The sequence below is a fragment of the Clostridium sp. SHJSY1 genome (assembly GCF_031626875.1).
GTDB lineage: Bacteria > Bacillota > Clostridia > Clostridiales > Clostridiaceae > Clostridium.
Map to the genome: position 1 here is coordinate 16,327 of NZ_JANDMF010000048.1, position 24,518 is coordinate 40,844.

A 24,518-nucleotide genomic window follows, 5' to 3' on the forward strand; every position below is an offset into this window, starting at 1 on the left:
GACAAAGAAAGTAAGAAAATTTATCAGGGGGAAAATTAATTAATGAATGGGAGGCATTTTCTGATGAATAATTAAGAGTATCAGAAGCACTTAAACATAATGCACCTTTAGAAATAGAAGGTGATTGTAATATAAAAGTTAGAGAAAAAAGTGGATATGATGATATTTAATACAAGTGATTCTCCTTAAATTTAAGGGGTGGAACTGTAATATTTTATATTGTATCTAATTTATCTGCTGATCAAAATTAGAATTATCCCTATAAAAGTCCAATAATATATAAAACTCTATTTTTTCTAATCTGAAAAATAACTATTTATATCACTCTTTATATCAGTAAACACATTGATTAAACATTTATTAGTTATTATGGTGCTCTGAAAAATTGGACTATTATTTAATCCACTCATAGCTATAGAAGTAAGCATATCTTTACTTTTTTCAATTACATTATTACATATATCAAGATAAGATTGCGGGTCCTTAGTGTCTTTATCTCTTAATCCCCTTCCAAGTGCCTTTACAGAACGAAACCAAACAATCCCATTTTCCTTTTTTAATTTATTCAAAGTGTCGCTTAGTTTTTTTCTAATTTTAGGAGGAGCATCATATGGGACTGCACTTCCTTTCTTATCTTTTTCCAGCCATTCAAAGAATTCCTTACTGTTAAATTTTATCCCTTTTTCTGATAATTCCTCACTATCATATATATTTTTATTCATTTCATAGGTAATTTCTTCATCTGTTTGTTCAACTGTAGATTTAAAATTATTATTTTCTAATGTTGCATTATTATAAATCGTTTGATAAGGTTCTAAATTTTCAGCACTTCTATTATAGTAATTATTAGTAGTGTGTTCTTTAATAGTTTCTTTAATTGAATTATTTTGAATTTCATCTAGTACCTCTTTTGTTTTTTGAGGAGAATGAACATTTAAATATGATAATGTATTTCCTATTCTCATAACTAAAAATCCTTTCTTATATTTGAATTTTACTATTCTAGATTAATATTAATCGGATTTTATACCTAAGTCTGATTTATCTATCACTCAAAATCAGTATTGTCTCTTATAGAAGTCCAACAATATATAAAATTATTTGTATTTATCATTTACTAAACATTATCTGATGTTTTTAGCTTTTTAATTTTACTTCTAAATTGCGTTACTATATCTATAATTTGTGTGTGATTTTTTATAGCATCTTTAACTTCTTTAGAGGTTGAATCACCTATTTTTAAGGCAGTAATATAATCTTTATTATCCTGAATTATATTGTTACTTAATTTTTCATAAGAATCAATATCCTTGGGGTCAATGTTTTTCACACCTCGCCCAAATGCCTTTGCTGTTTTAAATTTAACCATAGTATTATCTGCAGAATTTATTGTATCTGTTAATGCTTTTCTAACTTTTGCAGGAGCATCAATTGGAATTATAAAACTTTTTTTGTTTTTTTCTAACCATTTTTTGAATTCTTTACTATCAAATTCTATTCCTTGTTTTTCTAATCCATTTTTATTATATATTTCTTTATCTAAAGCTAAATTTATTTCTTTGTCTTCTAAATTATCATTTGAACTATTTAATGATGTCCCTTTATTCTGTTGCAAAGTAGCCTTATTATAGACAGTTTCATATGATATTATATTTTTATTTGTAATATTTACATTTCTGTTTATAATTAACCTTTCTTTGGTGGGTTTATCTTTAATTTCATTCGCAATATCTTTTTTGTTTTGAGGAGAATAAACATTTGAATATGATAATGTACTTCCTATTCTCATAACTTAATTTCCTTTCTCATACATTTCAATTATTATTTATAAAAATATAAGATAATTGAATTATTACAATTATCTTATATTTTAACTTCTTAATTAGTTTACATTAGAACTAATTGAATCAGACATAGTATTGCCACCTATTCCAATGCAAATTATTTTTATTTGATGTTTACCATTGTATAAGTTACGTGGATTAACGGAAAAAAGAGTATTCCATCCAACAACTATATTTCCTGATGTTATTGGTTCTTTTTTATAATCAAATTCAGAACTACTTAAAGGTGTCCCATCTAACCAAACAGAATAACTACTGCCATTATTTTTGAAACTAAATTTTTAGAAAGAGTGTTTATGTAAACTCTTCCTAATCCCCCTATCATATTTTTCTATTTTGATAAACTAGCTAATCTTACCATGTAATACTATATCACTTTTTACATATTGTTTCAACTTTTTGCATATTATTTAATAAGTTCACTTAATTTACATTTTTTGTGATTTGTTTTTGGTATAAAATGCTCAAATTAATGTTTCGGCTGCTCAAACCTTTGTTGTGCTTTCAGCAGAAAAAGAATTTGCTGGATATCAAGAATTAATATATACCAATGGGTTAAAAGTATTTGATTTTAAAGATGATTTAAAGGTGTTGAAAAAAGGCAATAAAATACTACTTTTTGTTTTATAAAAATATTTTTAGTGTATTTTAAGAATATAGATGAAGAATAATATTATTAATTAAAAAAATTTTAAACAAGGAGAAATTTAATTGAAGAAATATTTTAAATTTATAGTTACTTTAGTTATTACATTAAATCTTACAATTAATATAGCACATGCTTCAGTACAAGTACCCAGTGAAAATAAGATAAAAACACAAGAAGTAGATAGATTACAAAAAATAAAAGAGAAAGGGGTATTAACAGTATTATCAAGTAATTTTGAACCTTTTTCTTATCGAGATCCTATAACTAATACATTTAGAGGGACTGATGCAGAGATTATACAAGAGGTAGCTAAGCGTTTAGGAATTAAAGAAGTGAAAGTGAAATATGTTTTATTTGATGGTTTATTAGAAAGTTTAATTAGTAATCCAGAAGTTGATCTAATAGCACAGGGAATGTTTATATTAGATGAGCGTAAACCATTGGTAAACTTTACTATTCCAATTTATTTTGACGAAGATGGAATAGTTACTAAAAAAGATTCAAATATAAATAGTAAAGAAGATCTAAAGAATGCGATTATTGGTGTAGTTGGAGGTACAAAATTTACATCTATAGCTGAAGAATGGAAAAAACAAGGGATAGTAAAAGATTATAGAGTTTTTAATGATGTTAATTCTTTACAAAAAGCCTTCGAAAATAAAATAGTTCAAGCTATGTTGATTGGTATTATATCACAACAAAATTACCTTTTAAAAAGTTCTAAATTAGACCTGAAGTTATTATCGCCATTTCAATATAAACCAGAGATTAAAGGTGAATTGGCGTATGTTTTAAAAAAAGAAGATACAACTTTGTTAAAAGCAATTAATGAGAAATTGCAAGAGATGAAGAATGATGGAACAATATATCAGATAATCATTAAGTATGGTTTTAGATATAATTATATTCCATAATGTAATTTAATTTTAATTTATAATTTTGATAATTGCAGATACAGGAAGTAAATTATTAATGAGTTAGTTAAAATAACTGATATATAACAAAAAGTGGATAAGATAGTTGAGAAGTTAGAGTAAATATATAAGGATAATGAAGAGAAATCTTTGTTGTCCTTTTTGCTTTTTAGATAAATTTGTGTGACAAAAGATGAAATTTACATAGTTCCTGAAATAAGTAAAATAAGGAATGAGTACTATATATTGCAGTAAAACATTTAATCCAAGTATTAAATATAGGGTCTTATGCATATTGTATTGAATAAAAAATACATTTGTGTAAAAATAAGTATAAAAATTAGAAGAGGTGATCTTATGTTAAAAAAAGTAGCATCTATTTTACTGGTATTATATCTGCTAATAGGAGTTAATTTACCAGTAAAAGCGTCTGTTGTATCAAATAATATTAAATCTGAACCTATAACTTCAACTTATTCTCTATTAGCCCAACCTTTCTATGTAGCTTTATATAGTGATGCTTTAAATACTGATATATATTCTAGGAATCAAGTTGGGACTATATCTCAGGATTATTTTCCTTTAACAATAGAGACATACCAAAAAGGAATAGGAAGTATCAATGAAGTTAAAGTTGATGGAAGTGATATAACTCAAGTTTATAGTGAATCTGATTTTTATTCCATTGGAGAAAATAAAGCTGTATTTTTTATAGCAGGAACAGAAGCAGCTGATTCAAATAGCTCATCATGGTATAATTATGTTGCTGTTTCAACTTTAAGTAAAGGGGCACATACTATTCAACTTTATTGTACAGTTAATGGGACTAAATATTTTGATTCTATCAGAGTAATTGTTGCTTAGTTCATTTAAACATTAATTGTAATATAAAATGTGTACAAGGAGGATATGAACATTATGAAAAGAAAAATAATAATAAAATCTCTATCATGTTTATTGATTGGTGTAATAATAGGTATAACTTCTGTTTCTAGGGTATCAGCATTAGGTTCATTTGATACTATATCCAGAGCAGCTCAAGCTATGAAAACAGCACAAATGAGAATGAATAAAATTTTGGATGATATAAATTTTAAAACACAATATTATCCAAGCCCTAGCAGTGGGAAGGTAACTATTCCATTACCTGGAGAAATTACTACTCCAGCAATTAGGAATGATTTAAAAACATTTGCTATTGATTCATATATTGAACATGGTTCAGTTCATAAGATAAGTAATGAAATAGTTCACAAAAGTAATCTTCCAATAACTATATTAACTTGGATGAGTGGTTATGGAAATGTATCAGGGGTCACTATAGATGGTGTTCAGATAGAAAATGCTTTAGTTGCTAAAGCTTCATATGATAATGTAGATATGAATAAAAGATGTATGGAATTTATAACTTTGGATGAGTCAATAATTAATTCATTAGCTAATGGTAATCATAGAATTGTAGTGAGTTGTATAGGAGCTTACAATTCAAATTATATTACTTATACAGATGACTTTACATTTAATCTAGTAGATTAAATTATCTTGGAAGGCAGTGGTTAGGAGTAAAATCTTAGTTACTGCTTTTTTTGTATTATGAAAAATATACTTCTCCATTACCAACTATTACTACTTTGTAACTAGATTTTAATGGGGTTACATCATATTTTATAGACTGTGGGGTTAGTATTATAGATTGAAGTGTCTTTAAGTTATCATCAAAAATAATTACATAAGCGTTTTTATCTGTAGATACATTCTGAACTTTATAAATTTTATCTTTAAGAATGGCTTCAAAATCACTTAAGTTGTAAATTCCTTCTTTAAATACATTTGATGTAATAGGATTAGTTGCTCCCATTATGTTAAATGATAAGATTAGTAAAATTAAAAATGCAAAAAAAGATTTTTTCATAAATAAGACCACCTTTCATATATATTGTGTAATAAATATAATATTATTCCATACTTTATTTCTAATTATACTTAAGATAGTTATGATTTTTATGTTTCATTAAATTGGTATGTACTTAGGTTAAATAACAGAGGAATGCTTAGTATAAATCATTAGAAATGTAACATAATATATATGAGCTTAACATTAGTATGGTTCCTTTTAGTTTCAAGGTAGTAAGTAGTGTAAAATCTATTTGCTACCTTGTTTTTAATTTTTTTATTGAAAGGGTAGATAAGATATTATAAAAAAATTTATTGAATTAAAACTAAAAAAGAAAGACACTATAATAAAAATATCCATTTCTGTTTTTTAAGGAATAAAACAGTATTAATGTCTAGATATACAGTATATCAGCACATGGACAAACATATGAAACAGTATCAATTATGAATATTAAAATTTTAACTAATGTATTGTTAAAACATAGAGATGTTTATGAAGTTATAATGCTTGTTTATTTCCTTTTACTGGTATAAAATTATTAGTGAAGGTAGGGGATATTTATGAGTATAGAAAGAATAGTAAAGGATGAATTAAATTTAGAAAATGACTTTGATTATCAAAAGTTATATAACGATAACAGAGGAGCAATTCACAAAGATGACTATAAAGCATTATTGAAATATTGTATAGAAGAAAAGATAATAGATGTAAAAAAATACTTAATAGAAGAGAATATTAAAGCAGATGTTTTGCATGATATTGTTGACAGAAGTGGGGAAGGACAGCATAGATTAAAAGAAGCATTAAAAGAGTATCATCAAGAAAGTTATTATCTCATCGCACCATTTATATATTTATTAGAAATGATAGAGCCTAAGTATAAATTGAATGAGGATAGAAATAAATATAAAGATTCTGTTTTAGAATTCCCTAAAAATATTTTAGTGGGGCATAAGTTTGAAAAAAGTAATGCATTTATAAAATTATATTTTAAAGATAGAAAGATTGCTATAAATTCATCTAATGATAATATTGACAATCTTATTGATACATTAGAAATAGATGAATTAACAGTATATGTACTTGATATTGAAAAAATATTAAATAGAGAACAGAATATTGTTATTTATAAACTAACTAAAAAAGGAAATTTTAATGAATTAAAAGAAAAAGCTGAGCATAGATTTCTTGAGGAACTTAGTAAATATAAACTTAGATAATGTTAATATATTAAGAGGACTTAGTACAAGTTATACTAGGTTCTTTTTTAATTTGTGAACATGAATATAAAAGATATAAAAAGAAAAATGTTCATTATCTTCATAATAATTTTTACTTTTAAACCTATAATATATAGTAAACATTAAATTTAGACTATAATGAATTGAGAGGAAGTAATTTATATGGAAAGAGAATGTATAAGATGCAATATTGTAATGAACAAGGCTAAGTTTAGTGCAGGTGAGTATGCTCAAGTAGAGGAATTAAATAAAGGATTGAATGCTAAAGTTTGTCTTGTTGATACCTATGTTTGTCCTAAATGTGGGTATATAGAATTAGTTGCAGAAAAACCAGAAATGTTTAATTATCAAAGACGAAGTTTATGAAAATTTTGAACGTTATTGAATATTATGTTAATATATATATGTTCTAGGATGAAATAATTTGAAAACAGTACTGCTTTAACAATAATGGGGGATAAAAATGAAAAAAAATAAAATTTTATCAAAACTTTTAATTACAACTACTACAATTATAGGATTAATGATTGGAGTATCAATTTCAGCATCTGCTAAAACTAGATTATATACTTTTGATGTTATTTCTGATACCCACGTAAAATCTGGCGATACTAATGCCAATACAAGAACAGCTACTGCATTAAAATGTATAAAGAATAATTTTGATGATAAATGTATAGTAATAAATGGAGATGTAGTTGATGATTACTATCAGTATGATACTTTACAAAGTATTATAAGTAATGCAAACTCTGGTTCAGAAAAATTACCATATATTTATTTTAATTTTGGTAATCATGAATTCAGACCAAGTGCTAGTCACTCTTCTGAGGTAGAGTGGTATGATTGGAGTGTTAATGAATTTTCAAAAAAAACAAATGCAATTCAGTCATTTTTATCTCATGATAGTGATGTAACAGCTAATAGTCGTAGTGGGTCATATGATTGGCAGTATGTAAAAAATAATATCTTTTTCTTCTTAGGAACCGACAAATTAGAATATGATGAACAAAATGATTGTGCTGATCTTAATCGTGATTATCAATTAAGTCATTTGGATGATAAATTAAATAATAGTGGATGGAAATTTGTTTTCTGCCATCAACCACCACATGGAACAATTCATGGTGCTGATTGGCAAAATTGTATATGTGAACGTGCTTATAATGATTACAATGGTGATTACTTTGAAGGACTATTAAGTAAACACACTAATACTATAATGTTTACTAGCCATATGCATAATAATTTTAATACTTATAATTTCTATGATAATAGTGACAGTAATTTTCATCAATTAGGTGGAACCTCAATATTTGGAACTTCTTCAATTATGGAAGCATCTCAAGGATTGCATGTTAAGGTATATGATAGTGAGGTAGTTGTTCAAGGAGTACAATATACTTCTGATAATGACTATAATGTAATTGCAGAAAAGACTATTAAATTGAGTTAAGAATAATTGTTATGATAAATAAAAATGTTTTTACTATATAAAAAAAAGTATTACATTTATTAGGTATAAAATTTACAAAGAGATAATTAAAAGGATTGGATAATAGAAAAATATCTAATCCTTTTAATATTAAACTTAAATATAAAAAATAATGGCTATTAGTATAAAGTTTAAATATAGTGAATAGTATTAATGAGTAAAGGTTACTTAAAAATAATAATGTTAAGAAAAAATATAATTAATAAGAGGTGGGGGGAAATATGATAAAACAATTATTGGGGGGAAAGAGTGTTTTTAAGATGATGGCATTAACTTTTGCCTTATTTACATGCTTTTCTAGTACTGAAGCATTTGCGTCCAATAAATTAATTAAAAATGATACTTTTTGGAAAGATACAGATGGTAATACCATTTATTCACAAGGAGGAGGAATACTTAAAGTAGATGATACTTATTATTGGTATGGTGTAAAGTACAATGGTGCTGTAAGCTATGCTGAATCACCTATAAGTAAAAATAGTAACTCTTCTTTTTATTCTGTAACTTGTTACTCATCTAAAGATTTAGTTAACTGGAAATTTGAAAACGATATAATAACTAAGGGAGATTTGAATAATACTGGACATGTACCTACATGGATAGGGCGCTTGGGAGTATTTTACAATAAAAGTACCAATAAGTATGTACTTGTTTCACAATATGAAGATGGGAAAACAACTGGAGAACTTTTTGCTACATCTGATACTCCTAATGGAAGGTTTACATTTAACAATATACAATCTCCAGTTCCTGGAATAGCTAATAACCATGCAGGAGACCAAACTGTTTTTACTGATGATGATGGGAAATCATATCTTATTTGTTGTAGTGCCAATGGAAGACAATATTTATATGTAGCACCATTTAGTGAAGATGGACTGGCTGTAGAACCTGCTACGCAAATTTATAAGAGTAATAATGGTGGGAGAGAAGGAAATTGTATGTTTAAATACAATGGAGTATACTATTTCTGCTCATCTGATTTACATGGTTGGAATTCATCACACTGTTACTATATGAAATCAAAAAATATATTTGGACCTTATGAAGAAGAAAAAGTAATGCAAGGAACAGAAAAAGATTTTAGTCATGTTTCGCAAACTGGATTTTTTACTAATGTAACAGGAAGTAAAGGAACTACAATTCTATTTTGTGGTGACCGTTGGAGTGATTTTGCAGGAAATGGCGTAGGGTATAATCAGTGGTGTCCATTATCATTTGATGGAGAAACTCCCGTTTTTAATTCTGTGTCTGAATTTAAACTTAATGCTGAAAAAGGAATCTGGAGTGTGGGTCGTCACAATAATTATATTTTAAATCCATGTTTTGAAGCAGATCGTATTATTAGTACAAATTTAGCAGGATGGTCTTATTCATCTAATATTTCAGATTCAAACCATGCAATTAATGTTAAAAAATCATGTCCTTCAGGAAATTTTAGTATGCAGCATTTGTATAATCAAGATTATAAAGCTACTACGTATCAAAATATAGTTAATATTCCTAATGGAAAGTATAAATTAAAAGCTTGGGTAATGAGCAGTGGAGGTCAAAATACTTGTAATATTTTTGCTAAAGATTTTGGTGGAGAAGAAAAACAGTATTCTATAAATAGTAATATTGGTGCATGGAGTGAAATAACAATTCCTCATATAAATGTATCTAATGGGAAGTGTCAGGTGGGGATATATTCAGATGCAAGTGCTAATGAATGGTGTATGATAGATAATTTTTCATTTATAAAGGAATGAGAATAATGAACAAAATAGTGATTATGTTTATGGCATAATCACTATTTTGTCCATTACTAAAATTTTCTCTTTATGATTTTTAGTATCTATAGTAAATAGTAAGATTTATAAACCTATAAGCGACAAATATTACTAATTAAATATAGAGATGTAATGCTACTTTATTTATATATGAAAAATTTACATGACTATAAAAAATAAACAGACTAATAATAGATAATATAAAATTAAAATTTTATTTTATATGGAGGTACCAACATGAGAAAACTTTCAGAAGTAGAAGTCATATCATTAACAGGAGTGTTAAAGATGGAAAGTGATGGGTTGACAATGCAAAGAGCTGTAAACTCATTAATAACAGATAAGGATTTAAGAAGACAATCAGAAGCTAGTATATTAGCAACAGAAGGTAGAATAAAAGGAATTCAACAATTTATGAGTGAAAATGAAGTTGTAACTTCAGGAAGAGGTGAATAATATGGCAAATATGATTGGAAATGTTATTAAAGGTAGTATGAATATAAATGATGAAATTATATCGTCAAGTATGCTTTCTACTGCCAAAGAAGCTGCAGATATATATCTTAATGCAACATTAACAAGTAATACTCCTGAATTAAGGACACTTTATTCAGCATCATTAGGACAAATAGTTGAAGGGCATACTGCCTTAACAGAATTAAATGTTAGTAAAGGATGGATAAAACCATATGAGAATCCTATAAATCAGTTATCTGAGTCATATAATGAATCAACACAAGTAATCAATGAAAATAAATAGGATTTATATTTTATAGATGGTCACTAAATAAAGAGAATAAAGGTAATGAAGAAAAACATTAATAATTAACATAAAAAAGCACATAAAAAAGTCTAGCTTGTGGTTAGGCTTTTTTAGATTAAAGGTGTAATTTTATATTGTGCCTAAAGAATAATGTATTGACTGTGAAATCGATTATGATATAATATTCATAACTACCATACAAGTATGGTAGTATAAAATTTAAGGAGAATAGTAAATGGCTTTTGAAGTTAAAAAAAATACAACAAGTAAAACTATATATTACAAACTAAGGGAAGAAATTATCAACTTATATCTTGAGCCTGGCACTAGTATTTCTGAGAAAGAACTTTCAGAAAAATATAGTGTGAGTAGAACTCCTGTTAGAGAAGCACTTGTTAGATTAGCTCAAGAAGAGTTAGTTAACGTTTACCCTCAAAAAGGAACAGTTGTTTCATTAATTGATTTATCTGCCGTTGAAGAGGGGAGATTTTTACGAGAGCATTTAGAGAGAGCTGTAGTAAGAGAAGCTTGCAAAGAATTTATACCAGAAAATATATTAGCATTGGAAATGAATTTGAAACTTCAAAAAATGTATATTGAAAATCAAGATAATAAGAAGTTATTTGAAGCAGATGAGGAATTTCATAAATTAATTTTTGAGGGATGTAATAAAAAAAGAATATGGAATAGTATTAATGATGGTAGCACAGAGTTTCAAAGAATTCGATTACTAAGGTTAGCAAGTAATTCTAACTGGGATAATATCTATTCACAACATAAAAAAATTCTTGGAGCTATAAAAAATAAAGAAGCAGATATAGCTGAAAATTTCATGAAGGAACATCTAAATATGGTTATTTTTGACAAGAATCAAATAAAAGAAAGTTATCCTAATTATTTTAAAGAATAAATTAATCTATAATGTTATTAATCAAGGGAGGTGAGGCTTAGTAGAAAATATAAAGCTACATGTAAAAATTATATAGTAGATATAATGTTAATTAAAATGACAGGAGGATATTACTATGAAAATGGGGTTTAGATGGTATGGACAAGGTAATGATACCATCACACTTGAGCAAATTAAACAAATTCCAGGAGTAGAAGGAATTGTTTGGGCCCTTCATGATATGCCAGCAGGAGATGAATGGCCAATGGAGAAGATTCTTAATGTAAAAAAATTAGCAGATAAGTATGGATTTAACATAGATGTAGTTGAAAGTGTTAATGTTCATGAAGATATCAAATTAGGATTGCCAACTAGAGATAAATATATTGAAAATTATAAAAAGACAATTGAAAAGTTAGCTAAAGTTGGGGTAAAGGTAATATGTTATAATTTTATGCCTGTATTTGATTGGCTTAGAACAGATTTAGCTAAGAAGACAGAGGATGGTTCTACAGCTCTTTTTTATGAAAAAGCAAGGATTAAAGATATAGATCCAATGGAATTAGTAAATAAAATAGCATCTAATCCAGATCTTACAATGCCAGGTTGGGAGCCAGAAAGATTAAAGGATCTATCAAAGCTTTTTGATGCATATAAAGATGTAACAGAAGAAGATTTATGGAATAACTTAAAATATTTCTTAGAACAAATTATTCCTGTAGCCGAACTTAATGATATTAAGATGGCGGTTCATCCAGATGATCCACCTTGGCCAATATTTGGATTACCAAGAATAGTTAAGAATAGAGAGGATTTATCAAGATTACTAAAGGTTGTTGATAATCCATATAATTGTCTTACTCTTTGTAGTGGTGCTCTAGGCTCAGATCCTAATAATAATGTACCAGCGATGATAAGAGAATTTGGTAACAGAATTGCTTTTGCCCATATTAGAAATGTAAAGATTTATGAAAATGGTGATTTTATTGAAACATCTCATAGAACTTGTGATGGGTCATTAGATATATGTGATATAGTAAAAGCCTACCATGAAATAGAGTTTACTGGATATGTAAGGCCAGATCATGGAAGACATATTTGGAATGAACAATGTAGACCAGGGTATGGACTTTATGACAGAGCACTTGGAATTATGTACTTATGGGGAATATGGGACTCTCTTGAAAGAAATAAATAAAATAGTTTTGAAGAGGTGAAAAAAATGAGTAATGCCAAAATTGTGCTTAATAGAGAAAGTATTAAGAATAGTAGTTTGTGGAAAAAAGCTGGAGTTGAGATTCCAAAGTTTGATAGAGATAGGATGTTAAATTTAACTTTAGAAAATCCTACATGGATTCATTTTGGAGCAGGAAATATATTTAGAGGCTTTATAGCTGAATTGCAACAACAACTTTTAAATTCAGGAAAAGTGAATACTGGAATTATTGCTGTAGATGGACATGATTATGAAATGATGGACAAGATATATAAACCTTATGATAATTTAAGTTTGTTAGCAATTATGAATCCAGATGGCAGTTTAGAAAAAAAAGTTATAGGAAGTATAAGTGAAGGCTTAAGTGCATATTATTCAAGAGAAAAAGAATGGAATAGATTAAAAGATATATTTTCAAATCCATCATTGCAAATAGCAAGTTTTACAATAACAGAAAAAGGATATAGTTTGAAAAATATATCAGAAGATGATTTGCTAGATGGATTAAAACATCCAAAGAGTATAATGGCAAAGGTTGCATCATTAGCATATACAAGATATAAAAATGGAGAATTACCGATTGCTTTTGTTAGTATGGATAATTGCTCTCACAATGGTGAAATACTTCATAATTCAATTGAAACAATTATAAAAAGATGGATTGAAAATGAACTAGTAGAAGAAAATTTCCTTAAATATATTAATAATACTGAAAAAATATCATTTCCTTGGAGTATGATAGATAAAATTACACCAAGACCATCTAAAACTGTTAAAGAATCATTAGAAGAAGATTTTGAAGGTATGGATATTGTATGTACTAAAAATAATACTTATGCAGCACCTTTTGTTAATGCAGAAGGACCACAATATCTTGTGATAGAAGATAATTTTCCAAATGGGAGAATGTCATTAGAAGATGCAGGAGTATTTTTTACCAATAGAGAGACAGTTGAACGAGTTGAAACAATGAAAGTATGTACTTGTTTGAATCCATTACACACTTCTTTAGCTATTTTTGGATGTTTGCTTGGATTTAATTTAATAGCTGATGAGATGAAAGATCCAGAGTTGAAAAAACTTGTGGAGAAAATTGGATATAAAGAAGGAATGCCAGTTGTTACAAATCCAGGAATATTAAATCCTGAAGATTTTATAAAGGAAGTGGTTGAAGTAAGACTTCCAAATCCTTATATACCTGATACACCACAAAGAATTGTATCAGATACATCTCAAAAAGTTGGTATAAGATTTGGACAAACAATAAAGGCTTATGATAATAGAGCAGATTTGAATCCTAATGATCTAAAATATATTCCTCTTGTTATTGCAGGTTGGTGCAGATACTTAATGGGAATAGATGATAATGGAAATAAGATGGAATTAAGTCCAGATCCATTATTAGATGAGTTAAGAAAATATGTAGTTAACGTAAAACTAAATTCAATGGAATTAATTGAGGATAATTTAAAACCAATATTAGCAAATGAAGAAATTTTTGGAGTAAATCTTTATTCTGTAGGTTTAGGAGAAAAAATAGAAGGTTATTTTAAAGAAATGATTTCAGGAGTTGGTGCTGTCAGATCAACTTTGGAAAAATATTTATGATGTGAATAATTTGAGATTATATAAATCTTTAATTAAAAAAGTAAACATTTTTACCATTCTTCATTTATTATATTCTGCCAAATAATATAAATAAAGAATGATAATAATGTCTAAGAAAATTTTTATGAAGTAAAGTATAACATAAAATATTCTAATTAACAACTTTACCTAGGTTGGGACTAAATTATATTAGCGGTGATAGTATGCCTAGGTAAATGATGTTAAATAGATAAAGTTAAAAAATATTAAATAAGAAAATAGACTTAATATAAATAGAATCTAAAATGAAAACGTTGTTAAAAATTATTAGGAAATAAGGTGAGAATATATGTCTAATAAAAATAGAAAAATCACAATAGCTAGAGGTGTTGGATATGGATTAGTGGATTTAATGGGTGGTGGGGCATTTACAATTATTGGAGCATTTTTGCTATTCTTTTATACAACATTTGCAGGATTAACACCAATTCAAGGAGCTTCTATTATTGCCATTGCTCGTGTTGTGGATGCAGTAGCAAGTTTATTTATAGGTAGTATATCAGATAATTTTTATAAAACTAAGCTTGGAAGAATATTTGGAAGACGTCGTTTCTTCTTACTAATTGGAGCACCTTTAATGGCAGACTATATATTATTGTGGGTAACAGGGAGAAGTTATGCATTTTATTTAGTTACTTACTTATTGTTTGAAGTAATAGCTGCCATGGTATTGATTCCATGGGAAACGTTACCTGCTGAAATGACAAAAGATTTTAATGATAGAACTAAATTATCTGCATCAAGAATGTTTATTTCTGCAACAGGTACATTTTTAGCTACTTTTGTACCAGGAAGATTAATTAATTATTTTGGAGATAATAATGCTCAGGCATATTTTATTAATGGAGTATTTTTTGCAATTATATATGCAATATGCATATTTATATCTTATAGAGTGACATGGGAAAGAGATATTACAGTGGAAATGGAAGAAGAATTATTAAATCGTTCTAATGAAAGTAAAGGTTTTCTTGAACAAATTAAAACTATTATAAAAGTTGCTGGTGACTATGTTTCAACTTTGAAGATAAAAGCTTTTAGACAACACTTAGTAATTTATATATGTTCATTTACAGCTAAGGATTTATTTAATTCTATATTTGTATATTTTTGTGTATTTAATTTAGGGGTTTCTTCTACTACTGCTGCCAATATTCTTTCCCTTAGCATTATTGGGATACCTGTAACAATTTTAGGTGGATTATTAATGATAAAAATTGGGCCAGGTAATTTGTATAAGATGTCTTATTCGATTATGATTGTATGTTTATTAGCTTTTTATGGAGTTTATATAGGAAATTTAGGATCAAACATTGTATTATTATTTGTTATAGGAACTATTTATCAGGTTGGAAGAAGCTTATTAGAGTTTACTCCATGGAATGTGTTCCCTTTTATTCCTGATGTAGATGAGATGGTTACAAGACAAAGAAGAGAAGGACTTTTTGCAGCAGTTATGACTTTTACTAGAAAAAGTAGTGTTGCATTAGCTACATTTGTTATTGGTGTTGTATTAGAAAAAGGTGGATTTGTTAAAGGACAAGCCACTCAATCACCACAAGTAGTATCAATTATTGCAGGACTTTTAACTATTGGATGCATATCATTACTTGTAATGGCGTTAATTTGCTCATCAACTTTCAAACTTAATAAACAGACACATGGTATATTAGTGGATGAAGTTGAACGTTTAAAAAACAGTGGGTCAAAACTTGATGTTGACAACAATACAAGAGAAGTTGTTGAAAATCTTACTGGATATAAATATGAGAATGTTTGGAATGAAACTATTATGTGAAAGTATGTAATTATCTAATAAATAATTTAAAAAAGATGACTTAGGATTACATTTAATCAGGTGAGTCATCTTTTTATTATAGAATTGTATATATTAAAAAGATGAAAAAACAAAAATGAGATTGGGGATGAAGAAATAATGACTAAATATTTTGGCATATTAATAGAATTAAGGAATATATGAAATTTTCTATTATTATAATTTAAATAGAAAGAATTTTTAAGTGGGGAAATTATATGAATATAGAAAAAAGTATCATATATGCAAATGACATAAGTATTCCTTGTATTGTTCTAACACCGGCTAATATTATTGGCAATGCTTTAGTGATTCATGGGTATGGTGGTTGCAAAGAAGAGCAGCTTGGGTTAGCTTTTCGTGTAAGTGAACTGGGTCTTAGGACATTAGTTATAGATTTAAGAGGTCATGGAGAAAATGTTAGTTTACTTGATGATAATATATTAGTTGATGTTGAGAGTATAGTTGAGTATTGTCATAATTTTGGACAAAAAGTAGTAGCAATTGGACATTCTTTGGGGGCAAGATTGGCTTTGAGTAGTAGTGCAGATTATTCAATTGCCATATCACCAGCATTAGATAAAAAGTTTACAGATAAAACTCAAAAACTTCTAAAAGATATGAGAGGATATAGGGTTAAAGAATCATCTAAAGAAAATTTAACTGCTATTATTGAAAGGTTACCAGAACTAGGCAAAAGTAATAGTGAAAATAAAATGATAATCTATGGTTCAAGGGACATACCAGAGATTATAACTACATGTAATGAACTTGAAAAAGTTAATTTTTTAGTTAAGAAAATTGATAATGCTCTTCATAATGATATTTTTACACTAGAAAAAACATTTCATTATCTAACTGATCAATTGAGAATCTGGTTTGTATCTAAAGAATGATAAAATTTACTATTTTTCATTTTTTTAATAAATTAACAAGTGAATTTAAATAACTAGGAACAAAAGAGGATTCAGAAGGAAAAATTACATGTGAATTTTCTTACTTTATTAAATTGAAATAAATATAGGAGTTTTTTGGAAAAACTTTCTCAATAGTATACATAATAAAAAATCTATTTAATAAAATTATATATTAAATAGCAAGATTTATAAACTTTTAAGAAACATATATTAATGAAATACTTGACATACAGTAATAAAATATCATTAGAAAAGAGAAAATTTCTTAGAAAGGGAGAGAGGAAAATGGGTAAATTGCCAGAGAATTTCATATTTGGAGGAGCGACTGCTGCATATCAGGTTGAGGGGGCTACAAAAGAAGGAGGAAAAGGAGCAGTGGCTTGGGATGATTTTTTAGAGAAAGAAGGGAGATTTAGTCCAGACCCAGCAAGTGATTTCTATCACCAATATCCTAAAGATATAGCTTTATGCAAAAAGTTTGGTGTAAATGGATTAAGATTATCTATTGCTTGGAGTAGGATTTTTCCAACTGGAATAGGTGAAATAAATGAAGAAGGAGTAAATTATTATCATAATATTTTTAAAGAATGTAGAAAATCAAATATGAAGGTATTTGTTACATTACATCATTTTGATACTCCAAAAGTATTATTTGATAAAGAGGACTTTTTAAATAGAGGTAATGTTGAGGCTTTTATAAAATATGCAGAGTTTTGTTTTGAAGAATTCAAGGAAGTAGAATATTGGAGTACATTTAATGAAATATATCCAGTAGCTACAAATCAGTATCTTTTAGGCGTTTTTCCACCAGGAATAAAATATGATTTTACTAAAATTATTAAGTGTCTTCACAATATGATGTATGCACATGCAAGAGTTGTAAATTTATTTAAAGATAGAAAGTATTCAGGAGAAATAGGTGTTGTTCATTCATTAGAAACAAAATATCCAGCCTCTAATTTAGAAGAAGACAAGCATGCAGCATTTCTTGATGATGCTTTATCTATTCGGTTTTTATTAGATGCTACTTATTTAGGATATTATTCAAAAGAAACTATATCAGCTCTTGATGAAATATGTAAGGCAAATAATGCTAGTTATAATTTTTTAGAAGAAGATTTTGAAGAGATGAGAAAAGCATCTCATAGAAATGACTATTTAGGAGTTAATCATTATCATAGTCACTTTGTAAAAGCATATCATGGAGAAAATATGATTCATCATAATGGAACAGGAGATAAAGGAACTTCGTTTTATAAAGTAAAGGGAATTGGAGAAAGAATTTATAAAGAGGGAATTCCAAGAACTGATTGGGATTGGCTTATTTATCCACAAGGTATGTATGATTTATTGTTAAGAATACAAAAAGATTATCCACATTACAATAAAATATATATAACTGAAAATGGAATGGGGTATAAGGATGATTTTGAAGAAGGAGTCATAATGGATACTCCAAGAATAGATTATTTGAGAGTATATCTAGAATCTTTAAGTAAGTCAATTGAAGATGGTGTAAATGTAAAAGGATATTTTCTTTGGTCTTTAATGGATTTATTTTCTTGGACGAATGGATACAATAAACGATATGGGTTATTTTATGTGGATTTTGAAACTCAGAAGAGATATCCAAAGGCATCTGCATATTGGTATAAACTTGTCAGTGAAACAAAGACTATTATTTAATTGAAAAAGTATTAGTAGTAGATATTGATAGTCAAGAGGTTTGGAATTTTTATAGTAAAATAAATTATTCTCATAGTATAAAAATGGAATATATGTAAATAATATAGATGAAAAAGTTTATTTATAAGTTTCAAAATCACTAAAATAAGTTAAAAGTATATAGAGAGAATATTATTTAAAGTATTATTTCATTACATTCACCTTAAAAATAATATTCTCTTTATATGCTAAAATAATAAATTTCAAAAATATATGTTATATAGTAGTTTGTTTTATAACGAAATAATACTACCCAGTCTTCTGAGTAGCATTATCCCAAAACGATTATTTATATTTACATGTTTTAGGCAAAACATGCATATTTTTATTATACTATTGTTACATAATTTGTAAACCGCTTTTTAATTAAACAAGGAGTCTAAAAAATTTTTATATTCATCACTGTTTTCTCTGTTTATATTGAAATACTCATTAATTCCAAGATACTCACTTTCTTTACAACGTTCAGCCTCTTCTTTATAGCGAACCAATGCTCTTGTTGTACTTAAGTATACTTCTTGAACAAACTCATGATTTATTAATGATAATTCTCTTTCAAATTCTTTCAATGATAAATTTAATATTTCAGATGTTTTCATTTCTACCTCTTGAATAAAATTGTTAAAATATAACATAAATATTACTTCCTTATTGTCATTAGAGTGTAGATGAATAACGATTACATGCAACTTAGGAAGTAGGATAACTTTATGTAAAATTTCCTTACTTTGATATTATATCATATTTGGGTAATATATGTATATGATTATTGTTACAGATATTATTTCAACTAAAATTATTTTAAACAAAAGAAAAATGGACATGCTCATTAAAAAAGCAATCTTATGATTTTATTATCCTAAGATTGCTTTTTAGTTCTGTGTTAAGTGAATACTATTACTTTTTTTATTAATTTTATTATTTTTAATAACGGTTATTTGTTCCTTGTTCTGAAATATGTCTAAGTGCTTCCTCTGCATTGTCTTGAAGGGCTGGTTCAACTGAAATATCACCAAGTGAAACAATTCCAACAAGACTATTATTATCAATAATAGGTAGCCTTCTTATTTGTTCTTTGCTCATTATTTTTGCTGCATCATGGATATCCATATTAGGATTTCCTGTAACAGGATTTGAAGTCATAACTTCACTTATTTTTTGCTCAGTTGGGTTTTTACCAGCTGCTACGGAATTTATTGTAATATCCCTATCTGTAACTATTCCAACTAATTTTTGTTCACTACATACAGGTATTGAACCTACATCAAATTGTTTCATCATTTGAGCAGCTCTATCAATAGATTCGTTTGAACTTACACTTACTATATCCCTTGACATTATATCTTTTACTAACATGATAGTCACCTCCAAAAATATATTGCCCTAATAAATTTTTTTTATTTGTTTTCATAAGAATGAACTTATATAAACTAGAAATAAAATAAAAAAGAATGGCTAAATTAAGGGGGATAGCCATTCGTGAAATATTACATTATCTATTTTTAGGGGGAATAAATAATGTTTTAACTACTTTATGCTTTTTATTATACATACATAATGTGGCAATAATATGTCATGAGAAAAATAATTAAAAAGATACAAGGATTAACAAATTTACAACTTTAATTAACAAATATGGAATATTACTTTAATAATTAAAGGGTATATTTAACTTGTGAGAAATAAAATTCAAGCAAAGCCTGTGTTAACTTAAGAAAGTAGGTATGTATATGGTGAAGGTTAGTTTAAAAAGATTGAATAAGTTAAATATGAAAAAGATTGTAAAAAAAATAGAACCTTATCTTTATTTAATTCCCTGTCTCTTAGGATTTGGAATATTTATGTTTTATCCGTTTATTAAAACTGTTTTTCTAAGCTTTAATATAACAGATGCAAGTGGACAAGTAGCTGAATTTGTTGGATTTAATAATTACAAGGAATTATTTTCATCATCAGAATTTATTATTACTATTATAGTTACTTTTAAATTTGTAGTTATGACAGCTATACCATCAATAGTTATTGGACTTATGCTTGCCCTTCTTGCAATTAAAAAACTTAAAGGAAGTAGGGTATATGAAGTTATGTTTGCAATGCCAATGGCAGTGTCTTCAGCCACTGCATCTGTAATTTGGATGTTGATATTTCATCCATCAATTGGAATTTTAAATTATTTATTAAAAGCACAAATAGGTTGGTTAACAGATGAAAAATTTGCACTGTTTTCAGTAGCTTTGGTTACAGTATGGCTTAATATAGGAGTGAATTTTATATTTATTTTGACAGGTCTTAAGAATATTCCAGAGGAACTTAATGAAAGTGCCAAAATAGATGGGGCCAGGGGATTTAGAAAGTTTTTCAGATTAACTCTTCCTCTTATTTCTCCAACATTATTCTTTGTTGTTTTTATAAATATGATTAATTCATTTCAGTCCTTTGGACAAATAAAATTATTAACCTCAGGTGGTCCATCAAATTCTACAAATGTACTAGTACATGAAATTTATAGACAAGCCTTCTTCAATAACAGATTTGAAACTGCATGTGCAGAGTCGATAATATTGTTTCTAATTATATTTATCATAACAACTATTCAGTTAAAGTTTGAAAAGAAGGGAGTTTATTATTCATAATGGAAAGAAAATCAAAAAGGTATCTATTATATTTATTTAATCTTCTAATTGGAATTTTAATTATAGCACCAATACTATATGGATTAAGCTTAAGTTTTATGACTTCAGATGAGATATTTTCCTATCCTCCTAAGCTATTTCCATCAAGTATTAATTGGGAGAATTATAAACAAGCCTTAGATACTGTTCCTATTTTAAATTTTATATTCAATAGTTTTTTTGTTTCTATAACAGTTACTTTAGGACAGGTATTAACTTCTTGTTTAGCTGCATATGCTTTTTCTTATTTTAATTTTAGAGGTAAGAATTTACTGTTCATTTTAAGCTTATCTACCATGATGATTCCAAGTGAATCTACAATAATAGCAAATTATTTAACAGTAGCAAAACTTGGATGGACAGATAGTTATTTAGGATTAGTAGTGCCATTTTTAGTGTCTGCCATGGGAATTTTTTTAATAAGGCAATTTTATTTAACTGTACCTAAAGAGTTAAAGGAAGCTGCAACTATTGATGGATGTAGCAATTTTAGGTTTTTTATAAAAGTACTACTTCCTATATCAAAACCTGTAATATCATCTCTTGGAGTATATACTTTTTTAAATACATGGAATCAGTATTTATGGCCACTCCTTGTTACAAATGCTCCTGAAAGAAGAACTGTACAAATAGGAATTAGTATGCTTAAGTTTTCGGAAAGTCAAAATATAGGGCTAATTTTTGCAGGAGTTATTATGATTATTTTACCTTCCTTAGTGATTTTTATAATTGGTCAAAAGCAACTTATAAATGGAATTACTACAGGAGCTATAAAAGGTTAATAAATGAAGAATGGAGAGAGTTTTTATGAAAAAAAGAATTTTATCATTAGTGATTACAGCACTTGTGGGGGTTACATCCCTATCTGGATGTGGAGCTTTAAGTAATAAGAATGGGGAAAATACAAATGGAGAAAAGGAGATTGTTTTTTGGCACTCAATGGGTGGCGCTGGGGGAGAAGCTATTAATGAAATGGTAGATAAGTTTAATAAAGAAAATAAAAGTAATATTAAAGTTACAGCACAATATCAAGGTGAATATGATGATGCAATTAATAAAATAAAAAGTTCAAAGGATAAAAAAAGTTATCCAGATGTTATGCAGCTTTATGATATTGGAACTAGATGGATGATTGATTCTAAAATGGCAACTCCAATACAAAAGTTTATAGATGATGATAAATATGATACATCATCCTTAGAAAAAAATCTTTTAGCATATTATACTGTTGATGATAAGTTGAATTCAATGCCATTTAATTCATCAACACCAATTCTTTATTATAATAAAAATGCATTCAAGGAAGTAGGCTTAGATCCAGATAAAGCTCCAACAAATTTTGATGAAATTAAAACATATTCAGAAAAGTTAACTAAAAAGGATGGAAATAATATTACTCAATATGGATATTCTATGGCTATTTATGGATGGTTTTTTGAACAATTTTTAGCTGAGCAGTTAAAGTCTTTTGCAAACAATGGGAATGGAAGAGATTCTAAGGCAACAGCTGTAGATTTTAAGGATAATGGAGGGGGAGTAACTATATTAAAAACGTGGAAAGATCTTTATGATAAAGGCTTGCTTGGAAACTTTGGTAGAAAAACAGATGATACACAGCAAGCATTCATAGCAGGAAAAACAGCTATGTTTATTGATTCAACAGCAAGTCTTAATTCTGTATTAAAAGGGATAAATGGAAAATTTGAAGTGGGAACAGCATTTTTACCTAAAATAAGTAAAGAAGATAAAGGTGGAGTTTCAATTGGTGGGGGATCCCTTTGGATTTTGAATAAAGATGATGAAACAAAACAAAAAGCAGCTTTTGAATTTATTAAATTTATGGTATCACCAGAAGAACAGGTTTATTGGAATGAAAAAACAGGATATTTCCCTGTAACTACTAAGGCTTATGATTTACAAGAAATGAAAGACCATTTAGTAAAGACACCTCAATTTAAAACAGCAATAGATCAATTGCATGCATCACCTGTTGAATCAAGGGGAGCACTTCTTGGGGTATTCCCAGAAGCAAGGCAAAAAAATGAAACAAATATAGAAGCAGTTCTTCAAGGAAAGATATCTCCAGAGGAAGCAATTGAAGAGAGTGAGAAATCAATAAATTCAGCTATAGAAAAGTATAATAAAGCTAATAAATAATCCTATACTTATAAAAAAAATTAGTTAATAATATAAGTAAAGGAAGTGTATTAATTTTGAAGATTTTAAATATTGCTCATAGAGGTTATAGTGGGAAGTTTGATGAGAATACAATGCTAGCATTTGAGAAATCAATAGAGTATAATGCTGATGGAATTGAAACAGATGTTCAAATGTCTAAAGATGGATTTTTAGTTTTAATTCATGATGAAACGTTAGATAGAACGATTGATGGAAAAGGATATGTGAAAGATTATACTTTAGCTGAGCTAAAAAGATTTAAGACTAAAAATGGTGAGGAAATACCAACATTAAAAGAACTTTTAGAACTTGTATCAAAATCAAATTTGAAAGTGTTAAATTTAGAATTAAAGAACAGTATATTACCATATGAAGGGTTAGAAGAAAAAGTTTTAGATATGATTAAAGAATATAATTTAAAGGAAAGAATTATAATTTCAAGTTTTAATCATTTAAGTCTTTCAAAAATAAGAAAATTTGATAAGGAAATAAAACTTGGGGCATTAACTAGTTCAACTCTTGCAAATGTCCCTGAATATTTATGGCAGATTTCAGTAGAATGTTATCATCCATTCTTTCCTAGTATATTAAATGAAGAATATATAAAGGAGATAAAAAATGCAGGAATAATGGTAAATCCTTATACAGTAAATATGGAAGAGCATATGAAAATGGTTATTAAAGCAGGAGTAGATAGTATAATAACAAATGAGGTTGAAACTTTGAATAAAATATTATATGGGTATATAGAAATGTAATTTAGATAATAAAAAATAATGGCTTATCTCATAGGGGGAGATAAGCCATTTCAGACCGTTGACAAAAGAGATATTTTCATTCCTGAAAATATCTCTTTTGTCTTTACTTTATAAAAACATATAAA

General features: G+C 27.4%; 25 protein-coding genes. 20 read left to right on the top strand and 5 right to left on the bottom strand.

Going from position 1 to position 24,518, the window contains the following annotated elements; all coding sequences use genetic code 11:
- Positions 1–296 precede the first annotated feature (296 nt).
- On the bottom strand, positions 297–965 hold the full coding sequence (locus NNC19_RS18725; protein ID WP_310940212.1) for a hypothetical protein: 669 nt from the start codon (positions 963–965) through the stop codon (positions 297–299).
- Between the two features lie 152 nt (positions 966–1,117).
- Entirely contained in the window at positions 1,118–1,789 is a 672-nt protein-coding gene (locus NNC19_RS18730; RefSeq protein ID WP_310940213.1) for a hypothetical protein, read from the bottom strand.
- Positions 1,790–2,342: 553 nt separating this feature from the next.
- Here NNC19_RS18730 and NNC19_RS18735 point away from each other — a divergent pair.
- From NNC19_RS18735 to NNC19_RS18750, 4 genes are all read left to right on the top strand, one after another.
- Positions 2,343–2,474 carry a hypothetical protein gene (locus NNC19_RS18735; RefSeq protein ID WP_310940214.1) on the top strand — a complete coding sequence of 44 codons (132 nt, stop codon included), beginning with the start codon at positions 2,343–2,345 and terminating at the stop codon, positions 2,472–2,474.
- An 81-nt stretch (positions 2,475–2,555) separates the two neighbouring features.
- Positions 2,556–3,407, top strand: coding sequence for a transporter substrate-binding domain-containing protein (locus NNC19_RS18740; RefSeq protein ID WP_310940215.1), 852 nt, complete (start codon positions 2,556–2,558; stop codon positions 3,405–3,407).
- Between the two features lie 357 nt (positions 3,408–3,764).
- Positions 3,765–4,271: a hypothetical protein gene (locus NNC19_RS18745; RefSeq protein WP_310940216.1), complete on the top strand. Its 507-nt coding sequence runs from the start codon at positions 3,765–3,767 to the stop codon at positions 4,269–4,271.
- 54 nt (positions 4,272–4,325) lie between these two features.
- Entirely contained in the window at positions 4,326–4,943 is a 618-nt protein-coding gene (locus NNC19_RS18750) for a hypothetical protein (RefSeq protein ID WP_310940217.1), read from the top strand.
- A 55-nt stretch (positions 4,944–4,998) separates the two neighbouring features.
- Here the strand turns inward: NNC19_RS18750 and NNC19_RS18755 are convergent, their stop codons facing one another.
- Complete coding sequence (locus tag NNC19_RS18755) at positions 4,999–5,319, bottom strand: hypothetical protein (RefSeq protein WP_310940218.1); 321 nt, start codon at positions 5,317–5,319, stop codon at positions 4,999–5,001.
- A 545-nt stretch (positions 5,320–5,864) separates the two neighbouring features.
- Between NNC19_RS18755 and NNC19_RS18760 the strand changes: the two genes are divergently transcribed.
- From NNC19_RS18760 to lacG, 12 genes are all read left to right on the top strand, one after another.
- Positions 5,865–6,524 carry a hypothetical protein gene (locus NNC19_RS18760; RefSeq protein ID WP_310940219.1) on the top strand — a complete coding sequence of 220 codons (660 nt, stop codon included), beginning with the start codon at positions 5,865–5,867 and terminating at the stop codon, positions 6,522–6,524.
- Positions 6,525–6,707: 183 nt separating this feature from the next.
- Positions 6,708–6,911 (top strand): hypothetical protein, encoded by a 204-nt coding sequence (locus NNC19_RS18765; RefSeq protein WP_310940220.1) that lies wholly within the window; start codon positions 6,708–6,710, stop codon positions 6,909–6,911.
- A gap of 97 nt (positions 6,912–7,008) precedes the next feature.
- Positions 7,009–8,001 (top strand): metallophosphoesterase, encoded by a 993-nt coding sequence (locus NNC19_RS18770; protein WP_310940221.1) that lies wholly within the window; start codon positions 7,009–7,011, stop codon positions 7,999–8,001.
- A gap of 260 nt (positions 8,002–8,261) precedes the next feature.
- Positions 8,262–9,791, top strand: coding sequence for a family 43 glycosylhydrolase (locus NNC19_RS18775; protein ID WP_310940222.1), 1,530 nt, complete (start codon positions 8,262–8,264; stop codon positions 9,789–9,791).
- A gap of 258 nt (positions 9,792–10,049) precedes the next feature.
- Positions 10,050–10,268 (top strand): hypothetical protein, encoded by a 219-nt coding sequence (locus NNC19_RS18780; RefSeq protein WP_310940223.1) that lies wholly within the window; start codon positions 10,050–10,052, stop codon positions 10,266–10,268.
- Between the two features lies 1 nt (position 10,269).
- The gene (locus NNC19_RS18785; RefSeq protein WP_310940224.1) at positions 10,270–10,572 is read left to right on the top strand and encodes a spore coat protein; all 303 of its coding nucleotides are present in this window, start codon (positions 10,270–10,272) and stop codon (positions 10,570–10,572) included.
- 238 nt (positions 10,573–10,810) lie between these two features.
- On the top strand, positions 10,811–11,485 hold the full coding sequence (locus NNC19_RS18790; protein WP_310940225.1) for a GntR family transcriptional regulator: 675 nt from the start codon (positions 10,811–10,813) through the stop codon (positions 11,483–11,485).
- A 115-nt stretch (positions 11,486–11,600) separates the two neighbouring features.
- A complete protein-coding gene (gene uxuA / locus NNC19_RS18795; RefSeq protein ID WP_310940226.1) occupies positions 11,601–12,662 on the top strand; it encodes a mannonate dehydratase in 1,062 nt (353 codons plus the stop codon).
- A gap of 24 nt (positions 12,663–12,686) precedes the next feature.
- Positions 12,687–14,288, top strand: coding sequence for a mannitol dehydrogenase family protein (locus NNC19_RS18800; protein WP_310940227.1), 1,602 nt, complete (start codon positions 12,687–12,689; stop codon positions 14,286–14,288).
- A gap of 328 nt (positions 14,289–14,616) precedes the next feature.
- Positions 14,617–16,125: an MFS transporter gene (locus NNC19_RS18805; protein WP_310940228.1), complete on the top strand. Its 1,509-nt coding sequence runs from the start codon at positions 14,617–14,619 to the stop codon at positions 16,123–16,125.
- Between the two features lie 236 nt (positions 16,126–16,361).
- Positions 16,362–17,039 (top strand): alpha/beta fold hydrolase, encoded by a 678-nt coding sequence (locus tag NNC19_RS18810; protein ID WP_310940229.1) that lies wholly within the window; start codon positions 16,362–16,364, stop codon positions 17,037–17,039.
- Between the two features lie 306 nt (positions 17,040–17,345).
- Positions 17,346–18,746 (top strand): 6-phospho-beta-galactosidase, encoded by a 1,401-nt coding sequence (gene lacG / locus NNC19_RS18815; RefSeq protein ID WP_310940230.1) that lies wholly within the window; start codon positions 17,346–17,348, stop codon positions 18,744–18,746.
- A gap of 401 nt (positions 18,747–19,147) precedes the next feature.
- Here lacG and NNC19_RS18820 read toward each other — a convergent pair whose 3' ends face one another.
- Together NNC19_RS18820 and NNC19_RS18825 are read right to left on the bottom strand one after the other, a co-directional pair.
- A complete protein-coding gene (locus NNC19_RS18820) occupies positions 19,148–19,420 on the bottom strand; it encodes a hypothetical protein (RefSeq protein WP_310940231.1) in 273 nt (90 codons plus the stop codon).
- A gap of 289 nt (positions 19,421–19,709) precedes the next feature.
- On the bottom strand, positions 19,710–20,141 hold the full coding sequence (locus NNC19_RS18825) for a CBS domain-containing protein (RefSeq protein ID WP_310940232.1): 432 nt from the start codon (positions 20,139–20,141) through the stop codon (positions 19,710–19,712).
- Between the two features lie 413 nt (positions 20,142–20,554).
- Here NNC19_RS18825 and NNC19_RS18830 point away from each other — a divergent pair, with 413 nt between their 5' ends.
- Genes NNC19_RS18830 through NNC19_RS18845 form a run of 4 tightly spaced genes read left to right on the top strand, consistent with a single transcriptional unit; the run spans position 20,555 to position 24,393 of the window.
- Positions 20,555–21,418 (top strand): carbohydrate ABC transporter permease, encoded by an 864-nt coding sequence (locus tag NNC19_RS18830; protein WP_396136458.1) that lies wholly within the window; start codon positions 20,555–20,557, stop codon positions 21,416–21,418.
- Positions 21,418–22,239: a carbohydrate ABC transporter permease gene (locus tag NNC19_RS18835; RefSeq protein WP_310940234.1), complete on the top strand. Its 822-nt coding sequence runs from the start codon at positions 21,418–21,420 to the stop codon at positions 22,237–22,239. Before NNC19_RS18830 ends, NNC19_RS18835 begins: the two co-directional genes overlap by 1 nt.
- 25 nt (positions 22,240–22,264) lie before the next feature.
- Entirely contained in the window at positions 22,265–23,614 is a 1,350-nt protein-coding gene (locus tag NNC19_RS18840; RefSeq protein ID WP_310940235.1) for an ABC transporter substrate-binding protein, read from the top strand.
- Positions 23,615–23,670: 56 nt separating this feature from the next.
- Entirely contained in the window at positions 23,671–24,393 is a 723-nt protein-coding gene (locus tag NNC19_RS18845; protein ID WP_310940236.1) for a glycerophosphodiester phosphodiesterase, read from the top strand.
- Positions 24,394–24,518: the final 125 nt, after the last annotated feature.

Coding starts and splice junctions, on each gene's coding strand:
- NNC19_RS18725 (WP_310940212.1), bottom strand. CDS start 965: ATGAGAATAGGAAATACATTATCATATTTAAATGTTCATTCTCCTCAA.
- NNC19_RS18730 (WP_310940213.1), bottom strand. CDS start 1,789: ATGAGAATAGGAAGTACATTATCATATTCAAATGTTTATTCTCCTCAA.
- NNC19_RS18745 (WP_310940216.1), top strand. CDS start 3,765: ATGTTAAAAAAAGTAGCATCTATTTTACTGGTATTATATCTGCTAATA.
- NNC19_RS18750 (WP_310940217.1), top strand. CDS start 4,326: ATGAAAAGAAAAATAATAATAAAATCTCTATCATGTTTATTGATTGGT.
- NNC19_RS18755 (WP_310940218.1), bottom strand. CDS start 5,319: ATGAAAAAATCTTTTTTTGCATTTTTAATTTTACTAATCTTATCATTT.
- NNC19_RS18760 (WP_310940219.1), top strand. CDS start 5,865: ATGAGTATAGAAAGAATAGTAAAGGATGAATTAAATTTAGAAAATGAC.
- NNC19_RS18765 (WP_310940220.1), top strand. CDS start 6,708: ATGGAAAGAGAATGTATAAGATGCAATATTGTAATGAACAAGGCTAAG.
- NNC19_RS18770 (WP_310940221.1), top strand. CDS start 7,009: ATGAAAAAAAATAAAATTTTATCAAAACTTTTAATTACAACTACTACA.
- NNC19_RS18775 (WP_310940222.1), top strand. CDS start 8,262: ATGATAAAACAATTATTGGGGGGAAAGAGTGTTTTTAAGATGATGGCA.
- NNC19_RS18780 (WP_310940223.1), top strand. CDS start 10,050: ATGAGAAAACTTTCAGAAGTAGAAGTCATATCATTAACAGGAGTGTTA.
- NNC19_RS18785 (WP_310940224.1), top strand. CDS start 10,270: ATGGCAAATATGATTGGAAATGTTATTAAAGGTAGTATGAATATAAAT.
- NNC19_RS18790 (WP_310940225.1), top strand. CDS start 10,811: ATGGCTTTTGAAGTTAAAAAAAATACAACAAGTAAAACTATATATTAC.
- uxuA (WP_310940226.1), top strand. CDS start 11,601: ATGAAAATGGGGTTTAGATGGTATGGACAAGGTAATGATACCATCACA.
- NNC19_RS18800 (WP_310940227.1), top strand. CDS start 12,687: ATGAGTAATGCCAAAATTGTGCTTAATAGAGAAAGTATTAAGAATAGT.
- NNC19_RS18805 (WP_310940228.1), top strand. CDS start 14,617: ATGTCTAATAAAAATAGAAAAATCACAATAGCTAGAGGTGTTGGATAT.
- NNC19_RS18810 (WP_310940229.1), top strand. CDS start 16,362: ATGAATATAGAAAAAAGTATCATATATGCAAATGACATAAGTATTCCT.
- lacG (WP_310940230.1), top strand. CDS start 17,346: ATGGGTAAATTGCCAGAGAATTTCATATTTGGAGGAGCGACTGCTGCA.
- NNC19_RS18820 (WP_310940231.1), bottom strand. CDS start 19,420: ATGTTATATTTTAACAATTTTATTCAAGAGGTAGAAATGAAAACATCT.
- NNC19_RS18825 (WP_310940232.1), bottom strand. CDS start 20,141: ATGTTAGTAAAAGATATAATGTCAAGGGATATAGTAAGTGTAAGTTCA.
- NNC19_RS18830 (WP_396136458.1), top strand. CDS start 20,555: ATGAAAAAGATTGTAAAAAAAATAGAACCTTATCTTTATTTAATTCCC.
- NNC19_RS18835 (WP_310940234.1), top strand. CDS start 21,418: ATGGAAAGAAAATCAAAAAGGTATCTATTATATTTATTTAATCTTCTA.
- NNC19_RS18840 (WP_310940235.1), top strand. CDS start 22,265: ATGAAAAAAAGAATTTTATCATTAGTGATTACAGCACTTGTGGGGGTT.